General features: G+C 68.9%; 29 protein-coding genes. 15 read left to right on the top strand and 14 right to left on the bottom strand.

Features of this window, described 5'->3' with window-relative positions; genetic code table 11:
* Position 1 precedes the first annotated feature (1 nt).
* Together ACMATS_RS06275 and ACMATS_RS06270 are read right to left on the bottom strand one after the other, a co-directional pair.
* Positions 2-1,252, bottom strand: coding sequence for an SIS domain-containing protein (locus ACMATS_RS06275; protein ID WP_414167213.1), 1,251 nt, complete (start codon positions 1,250-1,252; stop codon positions 2-4).
* 34 nt (positions 1,253-1,286) lie between these two features.
* The gene (locus ACMATS_RS06270) at positions 1,287-2,159 is read right to left on the bottom strand and encodes a dTDP-4-dehydrorhamnose reductase family protein (protein ID WP_414167212.1); all 873 of its coding nucleotides are present in this window, start codon (positions 2,157-2,159) and stop codon (positions 1,287-1,289) included.
* Between the two features lie 210 nt (positions 2,160-2,369).
* Between ACMATS_RS06270 and ACMATS_RS06265 the strand changes: the two genes are divergently transcribed.
* A complete protein-coding gene (locus ACMATS_RS06265) occupies positions 2,370-3,734 on the top strand; it encodes a helix-turn-helix domain-containing protein (protein WP_414167211.1) in 1,365 nt (454 codons plus the stop codon).
* On the opposite strand, the gene ACMATS_RS06260 is transcribed toward ACMATS_RS06265, so the two are convergent.
* Genes ACMATS_RS06260 through ACMATS_RS06240 form a run of 5 tightly spaced genes read right to left on the bottom strand, consistent with a single transcriptional unit; the run spans position 3,735 to position 5,698 of the window.
* Positions 3,735-3,929 carry a hypothetical protein gene (locus ACMATS_RS06260; RefSeq protein WP_414167210.1) on the bottom strand — a complete coding sequence of 65 codons (195 nt, stop codon included), beginning with the start codon at positions 3,927-3,929 and terminating at the stop codon, positions 3,735-3,737.
* On the bottom strand, positions 3,926-4,312 hold the full coding sequence (locus ACMATS_RS06255; protein ID WP_414167209.1) for a hypothetical protein: 387 nt from the start codon (positions 4,310-4,312) through the stop codon (positions 3,926-3,928). Before ACMATS_RS06255 ends, ACMATS_RS06260 begins: the two co-directional genes overlap by 4 nt.
* Complete coding sequence (locus ACMATS_RS06250) at positions 4,309-4,473, bottom strand: hypothetical protein (protein ID WP_414167208.1); 165 nt, start codon at positions 4,471-4,473, stop codon at positions 4,309-4,311. The genes ACMATS_RS06255 and ACMATS_RS06250 overlap by 4 nt, the downstream gene beginning before the upstream one ends.
* 2 nt (positions 4,474-4,475) lie before the next feature.
* Positions 4,476-4,907: a DUF6415 family natural product biosynthesis protein gene (locus ACMATS_RS06245; protein WP_414167207.1), complete on the bottom strand. Its 432-nt coding sequence runs from the start codon at positions 4,905-4,907 to the stop codon at positions 4,476-4,478.
* Positions 4,904-5,698, bottom strand: coding sequence for a TauD/TfdA family dioxygenase (locus ACMATS_RS06240; protein ID WP_414167206.1), 795 nt, complete (start codon positions 5,696-5,698; stop codon positions 4,904-4,906). The genes ACMATS_RS06245 and ACMATS_RS06240 overlap by 4 nt, the downstream gene beginning before the upstream one ends.
* Before the next feature lie 168 nt (positions 5,699-5,866).
* Between ACMATS_RS06240 and ACMATS_RS06235 the strand changes: the two genes are divergently transcribed.
* Both ACMATS_RS06235 and ACMATS_RS06230 read left to right on the top strand, forming a co-directional pair.
* Positions 5,867-6,286 carry an NUDIX hydrolase gene (locus ACMATS_RS06235; RefSeq protein ID WP_414167205.1) on the top strand — a complete coding sequence of 140 codons (420 nt, stop codon included), beginning with the start codon at positions 5,867-5,869 and terminating at the stop codon, positions 6,284-6,286.
* 12 nt (positions 6,287-6,298) lie between these two features.
* Positions 6,299-7,462 carry a helix-turn-helix domain-containing protein gene (locus ACMATS_RS06230; RefSeq protein WP_414167204.1) on the top strand — a complete coding sequence of 388 codons (1,164 nt, stop codon included), beginning with the start codon at positions 6,299-6,301 and terminating at the stop codon, positions 7,460-7,462.
* A 14-nt stretch (positions 7,463-7,476) separates the two neighbouring features.
* Here the strand turns inward: ACMATS_RS06230 and ACMATS_RS06225 are convergent, their stop codons facing one another.
* On the bottom strand, positions 7,477-7,683 hold the full coding sequence (locus tag ACMATS_RS06225; protein WP_414167203.1) for a hypothetical protein: 207 nt from the start codon (positions 7,681-7,683) through the stop codon (positions 7,477-7,479).
* Positions 7,684-7,983: 300 nt separating this feature from the next.
* On the opposite strand from ACMATS_RS06225, the gene ACMATS_RS06220 reads away from it, so the two are divergent.
* The 9 genes from ACMATS_RS06220 to ACMATS_RS06180 all read left to right on the top strand — a co-directional run bounded on the left by ACMATS_RS06220 (position 7,984) and on the right by ACMATS_RS06180 (position 12,817).
* A complete protein-coding gene (locus tag ACMATS_RS06220) occupies positions 7,984-8,853 on the top strand; it encodes a helix-turn-helix domain-containing protein (RefSeq protein WP_414167202.1) in 870 nt (289 codons plus the stop codon).
* Positions 8,850-9,056 carry a DUF397 domain-containing protein gene (locus tag ACMATS_RS06215; protein WP_414167201.1) on the top strand — a complete coding sequence of 69 codons (207 nt, stop codon included), beginning with the start codon at positions 8,850-8,852 and terminating at the stop codon, positions 9,054-9,056. Before ACMATS_RS06220 ends, ACMATS_RS06215 begins: the two co-directional genes overlap by 4 nt.
* 129 nt (positions 9,057-9,185) lie before the next feature.
* On the top strand, positions 9,186-9,527 hold the full coding sequence (locus ACMATS_RS06210; protein WP_414167200.1) for a hypothetical protein: 342 nt from the start codon (positions 9,186-9,188) through the stop codon (positions 9,525-9,527).
* A complete protein-coding gene (locus ACMATS_RS06205; protein ID WP_372404934.1) occupies positions 9,490-9,798 on the top strand; it encodes a transposase in 309 nt (102 codons plus the stop codon). The genes ACMATS_RS06210 and ACMATS_RS06205 overlap by 38 nt, the downstream gene beginning before the upstream one ends.
* The gene (locus ACMATS_RS06200) at positions 9,795-10,715 is read left to right on the top strand and encodes an IS3 family transposase (RefSeq protein ID WP_372404936.1); all 921 of its coding nucleotides are present in this window, start codon (positions 9,795-9,797) and stop codon (positions 10,713-10,715) included. The genes ACMATS_RS06205 and ACMATS_RS06200 overlap by 4 nt, the downstream gene beginning before the upstream one ends.
* Positions 10,716-10,829: 114 nt before the next feature.
* Complete coding sequence (locus ACMATS_RS06195; RefSeq protein WP_414167199.1) at positions 10,830-11,063, top strand: GNAT family N-acetyltransferase; 234 nt, start codon at positions 10,830-10,832, stop codon at positions 11,061-11,063.
* A 146-nt stretch (positions 11,064-11,209) separates the two neighbouring features.
* Positions 11,210-11,722: an NUDIX domain-containing protein gene (locus ACMATS_RS06190; protein WP_414167198.1), complete on the top strand. Its 513-nt coding sequence runs from the start codon at positions 11,210-11,212 to the stop codon at positions 11,720-11,722.
* A complete protein-coding gene (locus ACMATS_RS06185) occupies positions 11,719-12,537 on the top strand; it encodes a hypothetical protein (RefSeq protein ID WP_414167197.1) in 819 nt (272 codons plus the stop codon). Before ACMATS_RS06190 ends, ACMATS_RS06185 begins: the two co-directional genes overlap by 4 nt.
* 109 nt (positions 12,538-12,646) lie before the next feature.
* Positions 12,647-12,817 carry a hypothetical protein gene (locus ACMATS_RS06180; protein WP_414167196.1) on the top strand — a complete coding sequence of 57 codons (171 nt, stop codon included), beginning with the start codon at positions 12,647-12,649 and terminating at the stop codon, positions 12,815-12,817.
* A gap of 29 nt (positions 12,818-12,846) precedes the next feature.
* On the opposite strand, the gene ACMATS_RS06175 is transcribed toward ACMATS_RS06180, so the two are convergent.
* Both ACMATS_RS06175 and ACMATS_RS06170 read right to left on the bottom strand, forming a co-directional pair.
* A complete protein-coding gene (locus ACMATS_RS06175) occupies positions 12,847-13,725 on the bottom strand; it encodes a hypothetical protein (RefSeq protein WP_414167195.1) in 879 nt (292 codons plus the stop codon).
* Positions 13,722-14,351 (bottom strand): 2'-5' RNA ligase family protein, encoded by a 630-nt coding sequence (locus ACMATS_RS06170; protein WP_414167194.1) that lies wholly within the window; start codon positions 14,349-14,351, stop codon positions 13,722-13,724. Before ACMATS_RS06170 ends, ACMATS_RS06175 begins: the two co-directional genes overlap by 4 nt.
* A gap of 193 nt (positions 14,352-14,544) precedes the next feature.
* Here ACMATS_RS06170 and ACMATS_RS06165 point away from each other — a divergent pair, with 193 nt between their 5' ends.
* Positions 14,545-15,261, top strand: coding sequence for a hypothetical protein (locus ACMATS_RS06165; protein ID WP_414167193.1), 717 nt, complete (start codon positions 14,545-14,547; stop codon positions 15,259-15,261).
* 22 nt (positions 15,262-15,283) lie between these two features.
* Here the strand turns inward: ACMATS_RS06165 and ACMATS_RS06160 are convergent, their stop codons facing one another.
* Positions 15,284-16,963, bottom strand: a complete 1,680-nt coding sequence (locus tag ACMATS_RS06160) for a hypothetical protein (RefSeq protein WP_414167192.1) — start codon at positions 16,961-16,963, stop codon at positions 15,284-15,286.
* Positions 16,964-17,348: 385 nt separating this feature from the next.
* Here ACMATS_RS06160 and ACMATS_RS06155 point away from each other — a divergent pair, with 385 nt between their 5' ends.
* Complete coding sequence (locus ACMATS_RS06155) at positions 17,349-17,681, top strand: hypothetical protein (protein ID WP_414167191.1); 333 nt, start codon at positions 17,349-17,351, stop codon at positions 17,679-17,681.
* Positions 17,682-17,982: 301 nt separating this feature from the next.
* Here the strand turns inward: ACMATS_RS06155 and ACMATS_RS06150 are convergent, their stop codons facing one another.
* Together ACMATS_RS06150 and ACMATS_RS06145 are read right to left on the bottom strand one after the other, a co-directional pair.
* Positions 17,983-18,132: a hypothetical protein gene (locus tag ACMATS_RS06150; protein WP_414167190.1), complete on the bottom strand. Its 150-nt coding sequence runs from the start codon at positions 18,130-18,132 to the stop codon at positions 17,983-17,985.
* A gap of 55 nt (positions 18,133-18,187) precedes the next feature.
* Positions 18,188-19,321 carry a hypothetical protein gene (locus tag ACMATS_RS06145; RefSeq protein WP_414167189.1) on the bottom strand — a complete coding sequence of 378 codons (1,134 nt, stop codon included), beginning with the start codon at positions 19,319-19,321 and terminating at the stop codon, positions 18,188-18,190.
* A gap of 146 nt (positions 19,322-19,467) precedes the next feature.
* Here ACMATS_RS06145 and ACMATS_RS06140 point away from each other — a divergent pair, with 146 nt between their 5' ends.
* On the top strand, positions 19,468-19,884 hold the full coding sequence (locus ACMATS_RS06140) for a DUF6299 family protein (RefSeq protein WP_414167188.1): 417 nt from the start codon (positions 19,468-19,470) through the stop codon (positions 19,882-19,884).
* On the opposite strand, the gene ACMATS_RS06135 is transcribed toward ACMATS_RS06140, so the two are convergent.
* Positions 19,871-20,869: a DNA-methyltransferase gene (locus tag ACMATS_RS06135; protein ID WP_414167187.1), complete on the bottom strand. Its 999-nt coding sequence runs from the start codon at positions 20,867-20,869 to the stop codon at positions 19,871-19,873. The two genes, ACMATS_RS06140 and ACMATS_RS06135, sit on opposite strands and share 14 nt — an antisense overlap.
* Positions 20,870-20,880: the final 11 nt, after the last annotated feature.

Raw genomic sequence — 20,880 nt, 5'->3', positions numbered from 1 at the left:
GTTACGGCCTTCCTTCCAGGGCAACTGCGGGGATGGGGGCGGACAGTTCTCGACGCGGCGCGAGGTCCTGCGCCATGAGGTCCAGCGGCGACGGCCCGGCCCCTGCGACCGACGCGGAGCCCATTGCCAATGCCGCTCGGGTGGTCCGGCACACCATGTGGGCGATCGACTGCACCAGGCAGGACAGGCCAAAGTCGTCCACGGGCGGCAACCTCTGGCTGCGCCGCCCGGCCTCGTGCAGGTCAGGGCCGTCCCGGTGCAGGAGAAAGACCTGCGCGCCCACCTGCAAGGCGGCGTCGACGGCCTGCCGGTTCGTCCTGCCGTGCGAGTCGTAGGCGAGGAGGAAGACGACGTCCCCTGCGGAGGCGGAGTGCAGTTGGTAGCGGACTCCGTGCGCCGGGTCGGGGTGGTCGTTGTAGATCGCGCTCATGTCGGCGAGCGACGGATCGGACATGACGACCGGCGGCCGGACCCCCTCGACGCCGAGAGGGGCGTCCCAGTGCAGGTTGTGAGCGAAGTGTTCCCCGGCCAGAGCGAGGGGGCCGCCGTCGGGGCACAGTACGTAGATCGCGCTCCGGTGGCGAATGGCGTCCGTGACGGCCCGTGTGGCTGCCCCAATCCACTGGCCCAGGCACCGGGTGTCCAGAGAAGCGAGGGCGTGCAGGTACTCCTCCAGGCGGTGCGACAGCGGTACGTGCTCCGGCTCCGTGCTCGCCGCGGCCGTCAGCGTCAGCGCGGTCAGCATGGCGTCCTCGCTGACCTGCTGGTCGGTGGCTCCGGTGGGCCAGACCATGCCGTCCACCGGTCCCAGCTGATCCCCGCGCCCGCCCACGGCCGCCAGCACCGGCACCCCGTGCCTGTGGCAGAGTCCGACCGTCTCGACGATGTTCTCCGACCTGCCGCTGACGCTGGCGACGAGGACCAGGCCCACGCTGTCGATCTCGTCGGCCAGCACCCTGCTGAACACCGTCCGGTAGCCCTCCCGCTGAGCCGTGTACGCCAGGGCGGCCAGGCTGACCATCGCCTCGTTCACGTCCAGCCCGGCGTGGCTGTCACGAAGCCGTGCGAGAACGGCGCGGACGATGGCCGAGCTGCCGCCGTTTCCGAATCCGCGGACCGGACTGCCCTCGGCGACCGTCTTCCTCATCAGTGCTGCCGCGGCGGCGCCTTCGCTCTCCAGCATCCTGGTGACCGCGGCGCTCACGTGCGTCATGTACGTGTGGGCGAAGGCCCCGTACGCAGAAGACGACACGGCAGATCACTCCCTTCCATCATGTCGATCAAGGTCAGGCAGTGCGCACCCACGGGGCGACCGCCTGCGGGAACTCGTCAGCGAACGTGCGGTAGTGGTCCACGGGCCGTCCGAGAGCCGCGCGGAGGTCCATGCAGTCGAGACGGCAGTCGGCAGGCCGGTCACCGGATGCCGCGCCGGCCTTGATGTGGTCGGGCACGATGCCGAAGTGCTGGGCGATCATCAGCCCCATCCGGTACTTCGTGAACCCGCGCTCGGCGCTCCAGTGGACGACGGAGCCGAGGTACTGGCCCTTGGACTGGGCCGCGAGCCAGCGGCAGACCTCCGCCGCCTCGTCCACATGGGTCGGGTAGCGCACGCAGACGTCGTCCAGCTCGACCGGCTCACCGGAGCCGACCTGGCGGGCGATCTGGGTCAGGTTCGTCTCGGCCGCGTACTCGACGGGCCCGTACAGCACGGGAAGCCGCAGGATCACGGCCTCGGGGCAGGCCCTGCGCACTGCATCCTCGGCAAGGAGCTTCCACCGACCGTAGGCATTCACCGGATTCCGCCGGGCATCAACCCGGTAGGGAGGAGCGGCCCCGTCGAAGACGTAGTCGCTGGAGATGTGGAGCAGGCTCGCACCGTAATGGCGGGCAGCCTCCGCGAGCAGCCGGGCCACTTCGACATTCAGCTCGTGGGCCCGCGCCGGCGCGTTCGCCCAAGCCTCGGGTCGTCGCTCGCCGACGCAGTTGATGACGACGTCCGGATCGAAGCGGCTCAGTGCGTCCAGGACGTCGTCGGTCGACGTCGCGTCCACCGTGACCAGCCCCTGGCCCTTCCTGCGGAAGCTGGTGCCCGTCACCTTCCAGTCCTCGAAGGCCCGCATCATCGAACGCCCGAGGAACCCAGATGCACCGAAGATCACTGCCCGCACAATTCACCCCCAAGAAGTCCTGGCCGTTGGCTTCTTCGTCGACTGGCCCCTGCCGTAGGTTCAGCCGCCTGGCCACGTCGCGAAAGCAGATCTGGTCGAGGTCTCAACTCTGTTGAGGAACCCGCAAGTTCGTTGCGTGCGCCCTGCCGCGGGCTGCGTGGCGCGGCTACCGTTGACGCGCCGTTCCCGCGAGGAGGCACCGTGAGCGTCCACGCCATGATCGCTCCGCCCGGCCTCGATCTCGGCGCGCTCATGCGCAGCCGCCGGGGCGCCCGACGGCCGAAGATGACCCAGGAGGCCCTGGCGGCCGCCCTGGGCTACTCGAAATCGTGGGTCTGCCGCGTCGAAGGCGGACAGATCGTCCCCCAGATCGAAACGCTGCTGCATATCGCGACCGTGCTCGACATCCCACCCGATGACCTGATCACCGCCGCTCACCCGCCGGAGCGAGACCCGGTACGGAATCCTCAAAGCCCCGGATTCAGCGGTCAGACGGCCGCTACGGTGACAAGAGAGGACCACGCGATCCAGGAGGACACGGTGCGTCGCAGGGGATTTCTCACCGGGGCAGCCGGACTGGGGGCCGTCATGGTCACCGGCAGCCCCGCCACCGCCGCCAGCCACTCCCCGGCCGACCCCGCAACCACTCTGGAAGCGGGGCTGTTCCACCCGCCCGCCGCCGGCCCTGTGCCACTCGGCCAGCTCGCCCAGGCGCTCCACCAGGCCCGCGCACACTTCCGCCATGCCCGGTACCAGGCTCTCGGCGCTGAACTGCCACTGCTGCTCGCCGCGGCCGACGCAACCCGTGACCACTTCACCGGCCACGCCAAGGAACGAGCCTGCGCGCTGGCCGCCTACGCCTACAGCCTCGCGGGTGAACTGGCCAGCAAGCAGCACTCCGAAGCCGTCTGGGTCGCCGCCGACCGCGCTTTGGCTGCTGCCCGCGCCTCCGGCCAGCCCGCTCCGCTCGGTGAAGCCACCCGCATGCTGTCGGTTGCGATGCGCCGCGCCGGCCGCCACCACCAGGCCGCGGACCTTCTCGTCCACACCGAGCGTCAGCTGGCCGACGACCCCACCGAGCAGGCCCGGGCTGTACGCGCGGCGATGCTCCTGACGTGCGGGTACACGGTGGCGCACTACGGTGACCGCACGGCCGCGCTCGGCATGGTGGACGAGGCCGAGGCCATCGGGCAGCGCCTGCGCTACGGGCCTGGTCTGGAGAAGGTCAGCATTCAGGCCACGCGCGAGCAGTGCGCGAGCTTCCGCTTGAGCGTCTACAACAAGCTCGGCTCCCCGGACGACGCGGTACCGGTCGTGGCCCGGATCGACCCGGGCGTCTTCCCGACCGCCGAACGCCGTGCCCGTTTCCATACCGATACAGCCCGCATGTGGCATCAACTCGGCAGCGACGCCCGCACGTTCGCCTCGCTCCGCGCGATCGAACACGAAGCGCCCGAAGAAGTCCGGCGACCGTCGGTGAAGGCCCTCACCGCAGATCTGCTGTACTCCTCGACCAGCCTTCCTGGGCTCAAGGAGTTCGCGGCGCGTACGGGGGTCCACAGCTGATCACTCCTCGGCGAGTGGCTGGTCGGGGAGGGCGATGGGAGCCGGCCGGGCCTGTACGGACGGTGCGTCGTGTCCGGCGAGGACGATGGCGGCGGGTGGGATGAGTGCCCCGATGAGCAGGGCCACCGTGGCGCGGAACGGATGCGTGACGTCGATCTTGCTGTCAGGGTCTTCACGGGCGTGTAATCCGGTCACAGCTCCGCCACCCCCGTGTTCCTGCGCAGGGTCTTCGCGTGGGCGGTCGCCAGGTCGAGTAACTGGTTGGCTGACCGCGCGGACTCCTCCGCCCACCGCCGCGCGCACACGGGGTACCGGGCTGCGTCGGGCGGGTCGTACTCCAGCCGGCGCCCGACCGATGCCACCAGCGCCGGGTGCCTATCGGCCGCGATCGGCATCAGCACTCCGAGGTGCGCTGTCAGGTCCGCGATGGTGGTCTTGAGGTCGGCCGCGTCGAGAACCGTGCGGGGCGCAGGCTTGAGGATCTTGTGCACCGTCGCGCGGACTGCCTCAACGTCGAGCGGGGCGAGCGCAGCCGTGCGGCCGACGGGCACACGCCGGGCCCGGGTGGCGGTCGTCATTGCTCCTCACCGGCCGACGTCTCGTCAACCTCGCTCTCGTTGCACGGCTCGTTGGGGGCCACGAGCGAGTACCGCCGCTGAAGCTTCAGCTGAAGCGTCGACCGCTCGCGCTCGGGCAGAGGGGACAGGTCGGCAACGATGGTGCCCGGGAAGTTGGGCATGATCAGCTCCGGCACAGGTTCGACGTGATGACGGCAAGCCGTTGCTCTGCAGCCGGCTCGGCGCGCGCGAGCGCGAGGAGGTCACGGCAGATGCAGGCCAGTTCCTGGGCGTAGACGCAGCGCACCACCGTGGGCCCGGACGTCGGCTCCGCGTTCAGCCTGTCCCGCACGAAGACGGCCACGAGGCGGATCTGCTCCTCCTCGCCGTACCGCACCCAGTCCTTGGCCTGGATCTCCGGCAGGAGCAGCTGGATGTGGCCGCGCAGGCGCAGCAGCAGGTGATCGACGGTGGCGGCCAGGGGCAGCCGGTCGAGGGTGGTGATGATCGTGTCCATGATGTCGTCGACGCCGATGGGGTACTCGTCCGGCCTGATACGGGGAGCGCTCCGGCGGGTGCTGCACCACCGTCGGCGGGTGATCTCAAGGACTCTCATCGCACGACCACCCGGCCGTCCGTGGTCGTCGTGGTCGCGTTCCGTGAGGCGGGGGCGAAGCCGATGGGGAGGGGGAAGCGGGGTTCGCCGAGGGCGCGCCAGCACAGGCGGGGGCCGATGAACGCGTCGCGGGCGTGGAGCCAGCGCTGGTTGTCCAGGAGGTAGCCCTGGCCGGCGTCGAGGGGCAAACGGATCTGGTAGGTGGTGAGCGCGTTGCGGAGAGAGGGCAGGTAGGTGTGCACGATGGGGCTGAAGCGGGCGAGGCCGTCGAGCCGGAGCCGCATGGACACCCTGCCGTCGGGGTGGTCGGTGAAGACCTGGGTGTCGGTACCGTCTCCGCCGCCGAAGAACGCGGTGCGTGGCTTGCTGAGCGCGATGAGGGCTTCGCGGTGGCGGGCGGCGATGTCGGTGTAGACGGCGCGGCCGTCGGTGAGCAGGCAGTCTCCTCCGTAGTGGGCGGGGGTGCCGCAGATCAGGAGCATGAGCCTGGGCGGGTTCGGGACGCTGGAGCGTTCGGTGTGGGGGGCGAGCTCGCCGTTGCCGAAACCCCCGTATCCGGCAAGGTGCGTGTGGCGTCGGCTGTCGCGGATGGTGGTGAGCCCGTCAGGGTCGCTGTCGCGGTGCGGGGTGATGTCCATGATCCGGGTGGCGAAGTCGAGGACGACGGTGCGGGAGGTGAAGCCCGTCAGGGTGATCAGCCCGGTGTCGCGTAACTGCTCGCGGGCTTTCTCCTCGGCCCGCGGCGACTGGATGTCGACGTAGTGGGCCGCGTATGTCTGGGCCTCGCGCATCGGCGCGCTCCTCTCGTCAGGGGGGATGCGGACAGGGTCGGCGGCGGAGGGTGGCGGGGTACAGCGACGGATTGTCGACTCGGACAATTCGCCCAGCAGGGTTGCGAGTTGACGGCTGCGTGCTATGTTCCGCACGCCCCTTGGACCGGTGACGCACGAAGGACAGCGATGACCTACACGCCCCCGACCTGGCCCGTCTCCGTCAAAGCCGTCGCGCTCGACATCCGTCAGCGCGTGCTGCTGCTGAAGAACGAGCGCCAGGAGTGGGAGCTGCCGGGGGGTCGGCTCGAACGCGCGGACGATAGTCCGGAGACGACGGTCGAGCGCGAGCTGCTGGAGGAGACCGGGTGGGAGGTGAAGACGGGCCCGCTCATCGACGGCGGGGTGTGGATCTACGAGCCGATCCCTGGCCGGCGGGTCTTGATCGTCACCTACGGCTGCACCGTGCTCACCCCCGACCGGACACCGGTGATCAGCCACGAGCACAAGGAGATCGGGCTGTTCACGGCCGACGAGGTGCCGGGGCTGAACATGCCCGACGGGTACAAGCGCGCGATCGCCGCCTGGTACGGACAGCGGCACAGCTGACCGGTCAGCAACATGGCTCTTCCGGCGCCCCGGCCGTCCGCCCACCACGTGGTGTGGCATTGGGCGACCCCGCAGGCCGAGGCTGTCCTCGCCACCCGCGACCTGGGCACGATCCTGCGCTTCCACCGGGCCGTGCACCGGCTCAACCAGACCCAGCTCGGGGAAGCGCTTGGCTACGACAAGACGTACGTGTCGGCCTTGGAGCTGGGCAAGCGCTCGCTGGACGATGTCATCTCCCGGCGCCGCGTCGCGGAATCCCTCGGCCTGCCCCCGCACGTCCTCGGGGTCACCGACATCGCCGACACCGACCACCGGGCCATGCTCCAGTTCGGGGCATCGACCGTTCGGCTCGCCGAGATCGCCCGCCAGTCCGGCCACGCCTCCGAAGCCGTCGCCGAACTCTGGCCGCTCGTCGCACGCTTGGAGGCCCGCGTCGAGGACGGTCACAGCGAACGCGACGTAGTACGGCTCCTCGCCCACGCCCGCGTCGGACTCGGCGTCGCCCTCGGCAACGTGCTCCCCGAGGAACGCCTGGCCACCGCAGCCCGCTGGACCGCCAGAAGCCTGGAAGCCGCCCGCCACCTCGGCGACGACTCCGCCCTGCTCGCCGGCATCCTGCGCATGCACGGCAACGAACTGCGCAAAGCCCGCATCCACGGCGCCGCCGTCGAACGCCTGCGCCACGCCGCCGCCATCGCACCCACCATCGACGACCGCGCCGCCGTCCTGCCGCTCCTGGCCCGCGCGGCCGGCGCCCTCGGCGACCACGAGCTGTTCGACGCGGTGATGCGCGAGACCGACCAGCTCCTCGACACCGAGGCGCACACCTCGCTGTTCAACCCGTACGCCCTGCACGAGATCCGCCTGCGCGGACTCCTGGCCACCGGCCGGGCGCCGACGGCCATAAAGCTCGTGGAGAACCGGCCGACGCTGACGACCACGGTGGCGCCGCAGTGGCGGGTGATCGAGCTGGTCACCGTCGCCCAGGTCCGTCTCCTCGGCGGCGACGCCACCGGAGCAGCCGAGGCCCTGGACGTAGCGGTGGGCGAAGCGGTGATGCAGCGACTGCCGCACCAACTGCAACGCGTCGTGCGCGCTGCCGGTCAGCGGCTGCCGGATACCCGGGCAGCGGCCAGCGAGGCCCTGGACCGGATGCGACAGGAGATGGCCGCGTAGAAGCGGCGCGGCGGTCATCGGGTCTGCCCGGGGCCGCGGTCGGGGAAGGGCACCGCGCGGGCGAGGTCCCAGTAGACCTCGAAGTCGTGGGCGGGCCAGATCGCCGTGTCCCCGTGCGCGTGCCGGTACCGAGCACCGTCCGGTGCTTCGGCGGCGCGCTCGTGTTCTTGCTCGACGTGGGGGACGGTGCCGGACATGGCGGTGCCAGGGAAGACGGGCATGAGGAGGCTCCTGGACGAGCGGTGAAGGTAGTGGCCGGCTGCGGCGGCCCGCGTTTCGGGGGACGACGAGCCGCCGCGCACTGATCACCGGATGAGCGCGAACGTGATGCGCATCACCTTGGCTCAGGCAGGATGGCGCTTGGGAACCCGGGTGCGCAAGTCCGTCACCTCGATTGGCAAATGCCGCACTCACGTTCTATCGACTTGCGCAACCCTTCGGGGTCACAATGCAACCTGAGCGGTTCAACACGTCACCTTTTCAAGGCAGTTCGTTACCCCGACAGGGAGGATGCGAAGTACATGCCGAACCAACGGGCCCGGCCGACCCTCCGCAGAAGGCGTCTTGGTGGACTGTTGCGCGACGCCAGAAACAACGCGAAGCAGACACTCGAAGAAGCCGCCGGGCGCATGGGCTGGGACCCGACCAAGCTCTCGAAAATCGAAACCGCCAAGGCTCACATCTCCGCGAAGGAGATCCCCGAGCTGATGGCGGGCTACGGCGTCACGGACGAGACGCTGATAGGAGCACTGGCAGGACTGGCCAAGGACGCCGGCAAGCGCGGCTGGTGGCAGACCTACGGCGACGTTGTGGCCGCTGAGTACAGCGACTACATCAGCCTGGAAGCCGACGCCGAGACCATGAACATCTACGCCCCGAACATCATCCCCGGCTTGTTGCAGACCGGCCCCTACGCCCGGGAGGTCATCGACGCCACTGCGATGATCCGCACGCCGGACGAGATCGCGGCTCTGGTCGAGGTCCGCAAGGCGCGCCAGATCGTTCTCACTCGACCCAAGCAGCCGCTCAAGCTCTGGGCTGTCATCAACGAGAGCGCACTGCACCAGCGGTTCGCTGGACACCCGGCGCTGATGCGCGAACAGCTCCGGCACCTGCTCGACATGATGGACCTGCCGAACATCACGATCCAGATCATGGCCCTCGACGCCGCACCTCACCCGGGCATGGTCGGACTCTTCCACGTGGTGCATTTCCCGACCCCGTGGCCCACGGTCGTGCACCTGGAGAACATCATGGGCAGCACGTTCGCCGAGGGGCTGGCCGTCGCCAAGGTCTACGAGGACGCCTTCGACCGCGTCGTCGCAGCAGCACTTCCCGCGGACTTCTCCCGGGAAAGAATCAAAGCGATCATGGAAGGGAATGGTAAGTGACCCATAGCCAGCACGCGATCGACCTCTCCTCGGCCGCGTGGCGCAAGTCGTCCCACAGCGACGCGGGCAACGGCTGCGTCGAGGTCGCCGACGGATACACGGGCTTCATGCCCGTCCGCGACAGCAAGGACCCCACCGGGCCGGCCATCGTCTTCCCGGTGACCTCTTGGTTCGCCTTCATCAACGACATCGTCACCGACTGATCCGTATCCTAGCCGCACGAACGTGGCTCGCCCCAGGTGTGTTGGGGCGAGCCACGTCCTTGTGCCTAGGCCCCCGCAGCATAGGCATGCACCTGCGCACAGCGACAGAACGCCGCTAGCATCCCGCGCATGCCCCACCCCACGTCCACCCACTACCCTCCCGACGAAGCGCGAAAGATCATCAACGATCTGACCGAGGTTTACGCCAAGGTCTACGACGCGCCCCCGTACATCGGCGATCCCTTCTTCTCCGTCGCCACCTTCATCGAGCGGCTCACTGCCGCATTCGATATGAAGGGCTTCGAAGTGGTCACCGCGCACCTCGACGACGGCACCCTCGTCGGCTACGTCCACGGCGTCACCCTGAGCTTCCCCCGAGATGCGGAGTCAGTTGACAGAGGGTCAGATGGGACTCATGAGAGGACCTTCGACCATGGCTGCCCCGAGAAGATATCCGCTGGAGTTGCGTGAGCGTGCGGTGCGGATGTACCGCACCTCCGACCCGAGGCCGCAGATCAAGAAACTGGCCGTCGACCTCGGCGTGCATCCGGAGGCCCTGCGCGGCTGGATCCGCCAGGCCGAGGCCGATGCCGGCGAGCGCGACGACCGGCTCACCACCGACGAGCGGGCCGAGCTCACGGCCCTGCGCAAGGAGAACGCCCAGCTCAAGCGGGCCAACGACGTGCTGCGGACGGCCTCGGCGTTTTTCGCGGCGCAACTCGACCCGACCCGGCCCAGGTGACGGCGCTCGTTGACGAGCATCCCCGCCTGGGGGTCGAGTGCGTACTCCGGGAGCTCCACATCCCTTCCGCCACTTACTACCGCTGGCGCCGCGCGGAGAAGGAGCCGTGCGAACGGCGCCGCCGGGACGTCGAGCTGACCGAGCAGATCCGCACGATCCACGCCGACTCCGGCGGGATCTACGGCTCGCCGCGGGTGCACGCCGTCCTCAAACGGGAGGGCGTCCGCGTGGGCCGCAAGCGGGTCGAACGGCTGATGCGCGAGGACGGTCTTGCGGGCGTGAGCCCACGCCGCAAGAGCGGCTTCACGCGCCGGGACCCGAAGGCCACCTTGGCCCCGGACCTGGTCAACCGGGACTTCACCGCACCCGCGCCGAACCGGCTGTGGGTCACCGACCTCACAATGGTTCCGACCGGCGAGGGGCCGCTGTGGCTCTCGGCGATCCGCGACGCGTTCTCCCGCCGGGTGGTCGCCTGGGAGACCTCCGCCCGCGCCGATGCGGACCTGGTGCTGACCACCCTCGAGTACGCCCTCTCGTCCCGCGAGGTCGAGCCGGGCAAGCTCATTCACCACGCCGATCACGGCTGTCAATACACGTCCATCAAGCTCACGACCCGGTTGGTGCGGGCGGGAATTGAGGCGTCCATGGGGTCCGTGGGGGACTCGTACGATAACGCCCTCGCGGAAAATCTGTGGATGCTGATCAAGACCGAGGGCCTGCGCGGCCGCACCTTCGCCACACGTGCCGAGGCGAACCTCGCGCTCTTCGAGTACATCGACGGTTTCTATAACCCCCGCCGCATCCAAGAACGGCTCGGCTACCTCAGCCCGATCGAGTTCGAGGAGAAGCACTACACCGACCAGGCGACGGCCGAACCAGCGAACCTGAACACCCATCAACCCGTCCCGACCTGCTGATCAGCAACTCTCACGCAGCGGGGGAACCTCACCCTCACCACCGACCGGCCGTGGTGGACTTCCCTCACCGACACGCTTCCCACGGACGCGGAGAACGCCGCGCGGGCCGGTGACATGTTCTGGCTACGCGAGCTGATGGTCCTGCCGAAGCACACCAATCAGGGAATCGGCCGAGCTCTCCACGACGAAATGATCAACGGCCGGGCAGAACGCTGGACCACCCTGACCTGCATCGTCGACAACGAGCCCGCCCGCAGCGCCTACCCCCGGTGGGGATACGAGGTCATCGGCCGCATCAAGCACGCTCCAGAGTCCCCCGTCTACGACGCCATGATCCTTCACCCCTGACGTCATGCCTTACTGAACACAGCCAGTCCTTCCCGGGAGGTGCCCGAGCCGACCGTCCGCCAGGCCGTCAAGCCCTGTCACCCCGACCGGTACAACCTCCGAGAACACCGGACGGCAGCACACCCGGTGCGACTACCGTACGGGCGATGACGACCCAGCAGCCCGCCGACGGCTTCTACCTCCGTAACGCCGCCTCCGGCCTCGTCGTCCGCGCCGGCCACGTGCTGATGGTCCGCGGCACCTGGCCCGACCCGAACGCCGAGACCTACTGGCTCCCCGGCGGCGGACAGCAGCCCGGCGAAACCCTGGCCGCCTGTGCCGAGCGCGAAGTGCACGAAGAGACCGGTGTCCGCGTCACGGCAGGTCAGATGCTCGTGCTGCGCGAGCACATCGCCGGGAACCACCCCGAGTCGAACATCCCCGCGGAGTCCGGCCACCACCGCGTCGAGGCTGTCTTCTGGTGCGAGATCCTGCACGAACCCGCCACCCTCGGCGGCACCAACCACGACGACCCCCAGACCGGCGTCGAATGGGTCCCGCTCGACAAGGTCGCCGGCCTGCCGATGATCCCCCCGTTCCTCCAGCGCCTGCTACCCGGTCTCGCCGTCCAGGCCGCCGCCGGCACGGCGCACGCGTTCTACGCCGGAGACGTCGAGTGACGCAGCAGCAGACCCAGCCGACGCCGTTCGGCACCAAGGAGACCCGGCTCGTCATCGTTCGCGGCAACTCCGGCTCGGGGAAGACCTCGCTCGCCGCCGAGCTGCGCGAGCAGTACGGCCGGGGGATCGCTCTGGTCGGCCAGGACAACCTTCGGCGCGTGGTCTTGAAGGAGCGGGACACCCCGGACGGCGCCAACATCGGCCTGATCAACCTCACCGTCCGCTACGCGCTCGATCACGGCTTCCACGCCGTCCTTGAAGGCATCCTGTACGCGGCTCACTACGGTCCGATGGTCGAAGCGCTGGTCCGCGACCACCGGGGCCACACGCACCCGTACTACTTCGACATTCCGTTCGAGGAGACCTTGCGTCGGCACGCCACGAAGCCGCAGGTCGACGAGTACGGCGAGAAGGAGCTGCGGGACTGGTACCGCCTCCAGGACTTCCTTCCCAGCAGAGTTGAGAGCGTAGTCCCCGCCTCAAGCTCCCTGGCCGAGACCGCGAACCTGGTGATGCTGGAGTCCGGGCTGGCCGCGGACAGCGCCCGGCGGGATGCCGGTGTGCTCCTCGACGAGTACGACTCCGGCACCTGGGAACCCGCCGACGTCGAGCGGGCCTTCGCCGAGGACCTGGCGCGCGGTCGCCTCTCGGGATCGCAGCTGCGGGCCGGCCTGCGCGAGGCGCCACCCGGCCGTCTTACCGACCTGATCACCCGGGCTACCCCCGTATTCGAACGGACCCGGACGGACGACACGACCGAGAAGCTGCGACTGGCCTTGCGACCGCTCCTCGACAAGCTCGCCTCGTTGCCGTGACCGCCCGGTCGGCCGCCTTCCGCGTGCCGCGCAGCCGACGGCGGCGGACGCTGGAGCAGTGGCTGCTCCGATCTCCGTGCACCGGATCGACGCGCGAGGCGGGCGTCGCGTGACCGCCCGCCGAGGCGGCGTCGAACAGCCGCTCGGCCGCGCCTACCAGGACACCGACCTGGTGGAGTTCATGCGCCGTGTCGGACTGCCGGAGGACGAGGCGCTGCTGGACGATCCGGAGACCGTCCAATGGCTCGACGACCCGCCGCACGAATGGACGGCGCGGTGACAGCTCCGCCCACCAGACGCCCGCTGCTGTCAGAAGTACCCGCCCAGGGGGTTGGCCGTCTCCATCATGTCGTCGCGCGCGACCCTCAAGTCCCCGCCGAGGCTCACTTCCCCCTCGGCCCCGGCGGTGAGCTGTACCCCCGTGGCCGGTGAGACGTACGGGGTGAGCGCATTGCGCACCCGCGTTGCGGTCAGCCGCCGGTCGTTGGTGGCGTGGCCGTTCCCGCACGTGAACGTGACGTTGGAGCCGTCGACAAGGACGCTTCCCCCGTGGTGTTGCTCGCACTCGCCGCACTGGACGAACTGGAGGGCTGCACCCCCGCCTCCGTAGGAGATGAGGAAGACCTTTCCGGCGACCTTTACCGTCACCGGGCCGGTCGGGGTGGGCGCCGCGGGGAGCCCGGCGGCCTGAACGTCGTCGAGCTCGGCCAGGAGGCCAGTCAGCCGCCCGGCGGCGTGCTGCATATGCGAGGGCCCGGCGCCCATGTCGCTCATGATCTCCCGCGGTTCCCACTGGTAGGTGAGGTCGCGGTAGATCCGGTAGACGGCGGTCTCCTTGAACGTGCGGTCCGTATGTGAGACGTGGCCTTGTGTTTCCAGGACGGCGCGGATGCGGTCCTTCAGTTCCATCGGCTCGCCGTCGTAGTCCTTCCTTCCGCTCAATGCGTCCCGCATCGCGTCGAGAGCCACGTCGCCCGCGGGCTGGCCGTGTTCGTGTCCGAGCGTGTACAGGGTGAAGGTCAGCGTCCGCAGGGCGGGCCGGTCTCCGTCCCCCCACGCTGGGGCGAGGAGCTGCGCAGCCCGGGTCACCGCGTCGGCCCAGTCCTGTAGGGCGTTGGTGGGCAGCAAGTAGCCCATTTCAACGGGGAGTTGCTGTTCGGTAGGTACGGTGAAGTGTTGTCGGTTCATCGCTTGCTCCCCAGCGGAATGTCTTCGATGTGGTCCCACACGATGCGCGCTCCGTCATGCCACTGCGACACCAGCGACAGCCGGTCCGCGCGCAGCGTCACCGCTTCCGGCCCGTGGTCGGAGAGCCAGATCTTCATGGCCCGGCGGTCTGCCTTGTGGGCTTCAGCCCCGGCGTACGCCAAGGTGGCGTGTGGATAAAACCCTTGCGGGATCAAAGGCCAGCGGTTGCCCACGACTTCCGTGGTGGCCTCGTAGGCGAGCTGCCACAGCCGGCGGACCGGGGCGCCAGGGCGCCCGGGACACTCGATGGCGACGCGTCCCACCGTCGGCCGCCCGAAGGTGATCTCGATCGGCTCCACGGCCGCGCACCGCCGCCGGACCAGCTCGGTGATCTTCTCGATCTCCTCGGCAGTGGCGTCCTGCTCCGGGCCCGAGTGCAGCACCGTCATGTGCACCCACTCCGGAGCAACCGGCTCCAGCCCCTCCCGGTGCGTCAGATCCCGGTAGGGGTCGGTGAGCGCGCGCCGCACATCCTCAAGATCAAAAAGCGCGTGCCAATGGAGGTCGCGACGCCCCGCCGGCCACGCGTGGGCGCGACGCTCGACCTCGTCGAAGAAGTTCTCCACCCTCATTCCCCCCGGTGTCCCGCCCGCAGGCGCACGCCTGGCCGCACCTTACCCGGATCACGGAGCCGTACACGGCGGAGCTCCGCTGCCGACCCGACACCGCCTGGGGCCGCGGCACCGTGGGGCGGTAGCGTGAGCGGCTGATTCCCCGGAATCGGGGAACGGTCGCAGGCGCGAGGAGAGGGTTGTCGCGGTGGGGTGGGAAGAAGCGGTCGCACGGGCGGACCGGATGACCAACGAGGCCCCGGGCTGGTACCAGGCCGACACCTGGGACGGTCGCGCGATCCGCGGGGTCCTCGCGGTGACCCTCGCCGGCCTGGCCCGACGCCTGGAGTGCACGGTCGAGGAGATCGAGCTCGGCAGCCTGATGTGGCACCTCGACCAGGGCCCGGAGCTCGTCTACGAGCTCGGCAAGGAACTGGGGCTCAACCGCGAGGACGCGCAGCCGGAAGCCGCGGCGACCGAGTGGGCATGGCTGATCCGCCGCTGGCCGTCCCACCCCCCGCTCGCCAACAGCGACGGGATGCCGCGCGGGATCGGCCGGGGCTCGAACCTGCCGGCCGTGGAGGCGTGCACGATGTGGGCGCTGAGTGTCGTCCGCGATGCCCTGGTAGCGGAGCGGCCCGCGGGGCTCCAGCCCGGCACTCGGGTGCGGGTGACCGGCGGCGAGGACGAGGGGCGTGAGGGAACGGTCCTCAGCCCGGCCTGGCTCCTGGACGACGAGCAGCGCACGGTGGAGCCGGGGCCGCCGTCGGGGTACGAGGTGCGTCTGAAGGTCGCCGACGAGCCGGAGGGGCCGCAGCGCACGGTGATGGAGTCGCCCATGGGAGACATCGTGATCGAGGCCCCGGCGGCACCGGGCGAACGCGTGATCATCCGTGCTCGGGATCTGGCCGTGGCCGACGGCTGATCGCTTTCCTGCGCGCCGCACCCTAGTCCCGGGGCCTGGCCATCCACATCGTCATGTGCGGGCCGCTGCCCGGCTCCGGCGGCCAGCTCTGTTCCGGCCTGCGGCCAAGCACCGCGCCCGCTTCCCGGATCGCGGCCTTGTTCGCGTCGGGCGCGGCGTACATGGAGAGGTAGGGCAGGTAGTCGCCAAGCCGGTCGGCGAGGTGGGCAGCGAGGTCTTCGCGGGTCCACCGGCCGCCCGTCTCCTTTTCCGGGAGCAGTGACACGGCGGCGGTCGCCTCGGCAGCCTCGGCCAGTGTCGAACCGGTCAGCAGCAGCTGCCACTCGCGCACGTCGCGGATTCCCGGGCCCCGGTTGTAGTGGTCGAGGAAGAGGAGTTCCGCCCGGTCCTTGTTGTAGTCCATGAACGCCAGCACGCCGCCTGCGTAGGACACCGAGCCGTCGTCGGCTTGCTCGGTGTGCACCAGTTCCACGCCGTGGAAGGGAAGGCGGTCAGGGAAGTCCGCCGGTGCCAGCTCGGTTCGCTCTTGTGGTTCCGGAATCCAGTCGATCGTGACGGCTGTACGGCCCTTGGCTCTCCACGCCCCGAGTCCGGCGATCACGATCGCGTCCTGGACGATGTCGTCGTGGTCCCTTGATCCGTACTGGGTGACGAGTGCCGTGGCGACCCGGGACATGGGCATCCAGCACCAGCTGGGCCACTGCCCGAACTCACGGGCGCGCAGCTCTTCGAGGACCTCGAAAACGCCGGGATACCTCTGGGACGCTTCTTCCTCCAGTGCCTTCAGCGGGTGCGCGGCAGCACGGTAGACCTCGGGCAACCACCGGGCCGAGGGGGGCAGTTCGTCATCCCGAGAGACGAGGAACGCCTCGTCGGTCTCCGTCGGGCGGATGCGGTTCGGACTGGTGAGTCCTCCGACCGTGGGCACATGCTCCGCCGCGAGAGCGCTGGCCCGCTCTGCGACGGCCTTCGTTACGGCTCCGGCGTCGTCGGCCGTGGTCAGGACGACGCCGCGGTGCTTGGCCTTCTCGGCGGCCAGGGCCCGGCCGACCGACGCCTCGGCGCGCATCTCCACCGTCGTCACCAGGCCGTGCTTCAGCGCGTACCACGCGGCCACGATCGCCCGGATGGCCGGAGCAGAGACCAGATCCTGGCCCTCCAGCTCCGAGATCGGGTACAGCCGGCCGTCCACCGCCGGGACGAACGGCAGGTGCATATCGACGTGGAGCAGGAGCGGCCCGGAGGTCCGTACGACGCGTTCGGCGTCATCCGCCGTCGCCTCTCCCGCCGCTACCGCCTTCTCCGCGTAGGCACGGGTGTCGCTCCACCAGGACAGGTGGACACCTTCTCCGAAGCCGTCCATTGCAGGGCCCCAGGTCGCGGCTGTGATGATGCCGTCGTCAGCCGGGACGGAAACGGGCGAGGAGAAGACCAGCATGCCGGAGGGGGCAGGCAGGACATCCTTGGTCACCGGCATCTGGATCTGCATGTCGTCGGCAACGGCGCGGACCGCGTCCACCGCGGCGTCGTCGAAGGCGTAGAGCCTGGCCTCCGCGATCCGCCTGGTCTCGGCGGCGGCCAGGCGCCGCGCTTGCTCGTCAGCAGGCAGGCGCCGCCACTGCGAAGGCATGGTGAACGAGAGCCCGCGGTCGATCTGGACGGCTATCTTGCCCGCCCCGTACGGGCTGCGAAGGTGCTGCAATGCGCCCAGTCGAATCGCAGCGGCTGAGGTCACGAGCGGGTTCGGATGCTGAGCTGCCATGATCCATAACAGTAGTCGCCCGGCTACATCACGGGGAAGTAGATGTACTTCGCGATCAACGGCCGAGCTGATCGAGAAGTACGCGCCGACCGACTACTGCGAGGCGGTCGATGTCTTCGAACCGTCAGTACCGTGGCGTACGTTCCGCTGGCGGGACGGGCGGAAGTACTAATCGGGCACGTAGACCATTCGGGTGAACAGTCACTGACCGCAACACGAGGCTAGGTCAACCCCGATAGGAAGACAGACGTCGAATATCACAATCCTTCAAGAGAGGGCATATATGTCCCCGTCTTCCGCCTGGCGCCGTGTCACCGTGCCGGTGATGTCAGCGGTGCTGTCTGCGATGTTCGCCGCAACCGGCGGGGCCCCCACCGCCGAAGCGGCGCCTCGGCCGGTGGGCCTCTATCAGTACGTCGGCGAGCTCACCATCAGGTACCACGCAGTCTTGTGGGACAAGAAGGCCAGCACGTGCCACAAGATGGTCAGCCCAGGCAAGCAGCTCGCCGAGCTGAAGAACCAAGCCCCCCGCACGATGCGCGTATGGTCAAACGCCGACTGCACGGGAACGGAAACGCGTGTAGCCTCCGGGGGAACGAAGGGTGGCAACGACATCGCGGACCGGTACAGCCGCTCGATCTCCTTCGACACTTACTGATCCCCAAGCCGGCAACCAATAGCCCCACTCCAGCGAGCAGCCTGGGTGGGGCCGTTGGCATCCGCGCCAGGGGGCCACGGCTATCGCCTTTGGGACCATCGGTACAGCCGTTAGCTCTGAGATTGATCACGCTCTCTGAACAGCGGCTTACCGGATGAAGATTGCGGCCTCGGGGTGAGCCGGTGGCATCTGCGGCTGTCAGCCGCAGACTGCGCCTGAGGGGCAGCAACGTCATGCAGAACCAGCCGAAGAGGAAGAAATCGAAGGCAAGCGGCAGTCCGGGGCCGTAGGGGGACATTCCCTAGTAACAGCCCCATTCCCGGGCGAACATGTCGCTGGGCTCCTCCCGGTATGCCTCCTCTTCCCTGTCGATGGCTGCGCAGCGGCACGGCTCGTGCGGGGCGTAGCACTCCTCGTAGTGCTCCTCCTGTGACACCTGCTGGTCGGCCATGTCGCACCTCCTGGTGAACGGCGGTCGCGGGCTACGGAAACGGCCACCGGTGACCCTACTGAAGACATACGGCGCTCATGGGGTCCGTGACGCTGTCGCGGTCGTATACGTCGTCCGGCATCGTCGAGTCCGGGGCCCAGCGGCCGTGCTCGCGGCGGGATTCACCGGATGCGCCAGCGCGCTTGGCCGCGGAGTTCCCGGAGGCGCGCCATCCGTGGGAGGTGACCTTGCGGCCCTTGGCGTCGTAGGCGCAGCCGGCGGCTTCGGTGAGGCGCTGGGTGATGTCGTTGATCGACTCGCCGGACAGGCCGTCGCCGACGTTGCCCCACCGGTCAACTCTCCTGAGCACGCGGCCTGTTGTGATGCCGCATGCGGCGAGGGCGTCGCGGTATTCACACCATGCGGTGACGGGGTCGAGAACGTCGTCGCGGCGGCGCACGTGGACGGTGGCGCCCTCGCCCTCCTGGTCGGTCTTCGAGGAGCGGATCAGGAACTCCAGGCCGACCGCGGTCTCGGTGACGTCGGGGATGCTGACGGCGGAGGTCTCGCTGCGCCGGGTCCAGCCGAGGAACGAGCCGATGACGAGGAACCGGTCGCGCAGGTGCGGCAGGGCCGCCCGTACGATGTCGCCGCCTCCAGCCCGGGCCTGGGTCATGGCGGCGCGCATCTCCTGCTCGATGTGCTCGACGACGTCGGCGGCCTGCTCGGGGGTGACGATGGCGGAGCGCTTGACGGTGCGGCCTTCGACGGTGGAGAGGTGCTTCTTGTGGGCCCGGATGAGCCGGCGGGCTTCGCGGGTGACGGGCTGGCCGTCGTACCCGGCGATGGTGTGCACGGCGCGGACGGCGGCGATGGCCTGGTCGAGGGAGGAGCCGCCGAGGAGCTTGCCGGTGCGGTCGGAGATCGTCTTGGTCAGTTCGTGGGTGAACTCGGCGAGGGTCTGCGGCGTCATCGGCAGCGCAACGCGGCCGTTGACGCGGCAGAAGGCGCCGGCCGCATCCCACCAGCGTTCGTAGTGGCGGCGGGTCTCCTCGGGTACCGAGTCGGCCAGGGCTCTCCTGGTCGCCTCGGTGAGGTGGTAGTCCGCATCCGTCCACACGGTCACCGGGCCCTGCGGCGCCGCGGAGTTCTCGACGGCCGTGCGGGGTGCCGGTACAACCGCTTTGGGGCGTTGGCCCGTTATACGCACTTCGTCTCTCTCGGTAAGAAGCGTTACCAGGACTGAGGCGCACCTTACCGGTGGTGGATCACTGTCCTGATCGTGTCAACATTGCGGCATTTGATGGATCACAGCAGCATCACACCTGTACGCCCTTGTGATGGAGGTTTAGTGTGATGCGCGCTTTTCGTCTGATCGGTCCCCTCGTCGCCGTGCCGCTCATTGCCCTCGGTGCCATTGCGGCTGCTCCGGCCGGCGCCCGGCAGCAGCCGACACCGCAGATCAGCGTGAACGACGCCGCGACGCTCAACGACGACGGCTCGGTGCAGGTTTCCGGCAGCTACTCGTGCACCGGCCCGGGCACGGCCCGGGTGAGCGTCACCGTTCTCCAGGGGCCGAACAACAGCGCCGAGAACACCATCGTCGTGCGCTGCCCGGCGAACCGCGTGCGCTACGACTTCGCCGCCAACGTCGCCTCCGGCGCCCAGTTCCACACCGGGACCGCCGTCGCGTCGGGAACGCTGGTGGAGTTCAGCAACGCCGGTGTCCCGGTGGGCGGTGCGGTCACCGGCCACGCCATCAACATCCAGTAACTCCCGGGGCCCGGCCGTCGAGATCGAGCACGGTCTGCGCGAGACGGGCTTTGGTGACGTCGAGATAGGCCGGGTTGAGGTCAATACCGATATAGCGGCGCCCGAGCGTCCGCGCGGCGATGCCGGTTGTCCCCGCACCGCTGAACGGATCGAGAACGACCCCGCCTTTCGGGCACCCGGCCTTGATGATCCACGTGGGAATATCGATCGGCCACATCGCGAAGTGACGGAGCTTCGACGGCCGGATATTGATCTGCCAAACATCCCCCGGATTACGGCCCTTGGACGCGTACGGGTCGAACGGGCCCGGCGCGGAATTCGGCCGCACGCCACCGCGACGCGCCCGGCGCGAAGGGGACCGGTCGCCTTGATAAGGCTGCCGGATCGCATCCAAGTCGAAGTAGTAGTGAGGCTTCTTGGCGAGCATGAACAGGTGCTCGTGACGGTTGCCGAGCCGGTCACGAACGTTCTCCGGCATGCCGTTGGGCTTGTACCAAATGATGTCGTTCCGCAAGATCCAGCCGTCCTTCTGGAGCGCGAACGCGACCTTCCACGGAATGCCGTAGAGATTCTTCGCCGGAGGCGCACCGGGACGTACCGCGCCGGTACGGGTGCGCTGGCGCGGATATCTTCCGTCACCCACCTGCTGGATCATTCCGGTGGCGACCGGGCGCTGACCGCCGCGGTCCGGCCGTCGGCTCTGATTGCCCCACGATCCGCTGTAGGAGTCGCCCAAGTTGAGCCAGAGCGTGCCGTCGTCGGCCAGGACACGGCGCGCCTCGGCGAACACCTCCCGCATGCGGTCGACGTACTGCACGGGCGAGTCCTCAAGTCCGTACTGGCCCGGCATGTTGTAGTCGCGCAGCTGATAGAACGGCGGCGAAGTGGCAATGCAGTTGACGCTGTCCGACGGCAGCTCCCGCAGGGTTTTCAGCGCGTCGCCACAGAAGAGGGTGACCTGCTCGTCCTTGTAGTAGGGCCTCATGAGGTGCCGTC

Origin of the sequence: Streptoverticillium reticulum (assembly GCF_047456005.1) — a bacterium.
In the GTDB taxonomy this organism is placed as follows: domain Bacteria; phylum Actinomycetota; class Actinomycetes; order Streptomycetales; family Streptomycetaceae; genus Streptomyces; species Streptomyces reticulum.
Note: the sequence above shows the minus strand (reverse complement) of the source record. Positions and strands in the feature narration are given on the sequence as shown.

Excerpts from the sequence above, each read along its gene's own strand:
- ACMATS_RS06255 (WP_414167209.1), bottom strand. The coding sequence starts at position 4,312 with ATGACGACCGCCACCCGGGCCCGGCGTGTGCCCGTCGGCCGCACGGCT.
- ACMATS_RS06250 (WP_414167208.1), bottom strand. The coding sequence starts at position 4,473 with ATGCCCAACTTCCCGGGCACCATCGTTGCCGACCTGTCCCCTCTGCCC.
- ACMATS_RS06245 (WP_414167207.1), bottom strand. The coding sequence starts at position 4,907 with ATGAGAGTCCTTGAGATCACCCGCCGACGGTGGTGCAGCACCCGCCGG.
- ACMATS_RS06240 (WP_414167206.1), bottom strand. The coding sequence starts at position 5,698 with ATGCGCGAGGCCCAGACATACGCGGCCCACTACGTCGACATCCAGTCG.
- ACMATS_RS06235 (WP_414167205.1), top strand. The coding sequence starts at position 5,867 with ATGACCTACACGCCCCCGACCTGGCCCGTCTCCGTCAAAGCCGTCGCG.
- ACMATS_RS06230 (WP_414167204.1), top strand. The coding sequence starts at position 6,299 with ATGGCTCTTCCGGCGCCCCGGCCGTCCGCCCACCACGTGGTGTGGCAT.
- ACMATS_RS06225 (WP_414167203.1), bottom strand. The coding sequence starts at position 7,683 with ATGCCCGTCTTCCCTGGCACCGCCATGTCCGGCACCGTCCCCCACGTC.
- ACMATS_RS06220 (WP_414167202.1), top strand. The coding sequence starts at position 7,984 with ATGCCGAACCAACGGGCCCGGCCGACCCTCCGCAGAAGGCGTCTTGGT.
- ACMATS_RS06210 (WP_414167200.1), top strand. The coding sequence starts at position 9,186 with ATGCCCCACCCCACGTCCACCCACTACCCTCCCGACGAAGCGCGAAAG.
- ACMATS_RS06205 (WP_372404934.1), top strand. The coding sequence starts at position 9,490 with ATGGCTGCCCCGAGAAGATATCCGCTGGAGTTGCGTGAGCGTGCGGTG.
- ACMATS_RS06195 (WP_414167199.1), top strand. The coding sequence starts at position 10,830 with ATGTTCTGGCTACGCGAGCTGATGGTCCTGCCGAAGCACACCAATCAG.
- ACMATS_RS06190 (WP_414167198.1), top strand. The coding sequence starts at position 11,210 with ATGACGACCCAGCAGCCCGCCGACGGCTTCTACCTCCGTAACGCCGCC.
- ACMATS_RS06175 (WP_414167195.1), bottom strand. The coding sequence starts at position 13,725 with ATGAACCGACAACACTTCACCGTACCTACCGAACAGCAACTCCCCGTT.
- ACMATS_RS06155 (WP_414167191.1), top strand. The coding sequence starts at position 17,349 with ATGTCAGCGGTGCTGTCTGCGATGTTCGCCGCAACCGGCGGGGCCCCC.
- ACMATS_RS06150 (WP_414167190.1), bottom strand. The coding sequence starts at position 18,132 with ATGGCCGACCAGCAGGTGTCACAGGAGGAGCACTACGAGGAGTGCTAC.
- ACMATS_RS06140 (WP_414167188.1), top strand. The coding sequence starts at position 19,468 with ATGCGCGCTTTTCGTCTGATCGGTCCCCTCGTCGCCGTGCCGCTCATT.
- ACMATS_RS06135 (WP_414167187.1), bottom strand. The coding sequence starts at position 20,869 with ATGAGGCCCTACTACAAGGACGAGCAGGTCACCCTCTTCTGTGGCGAC.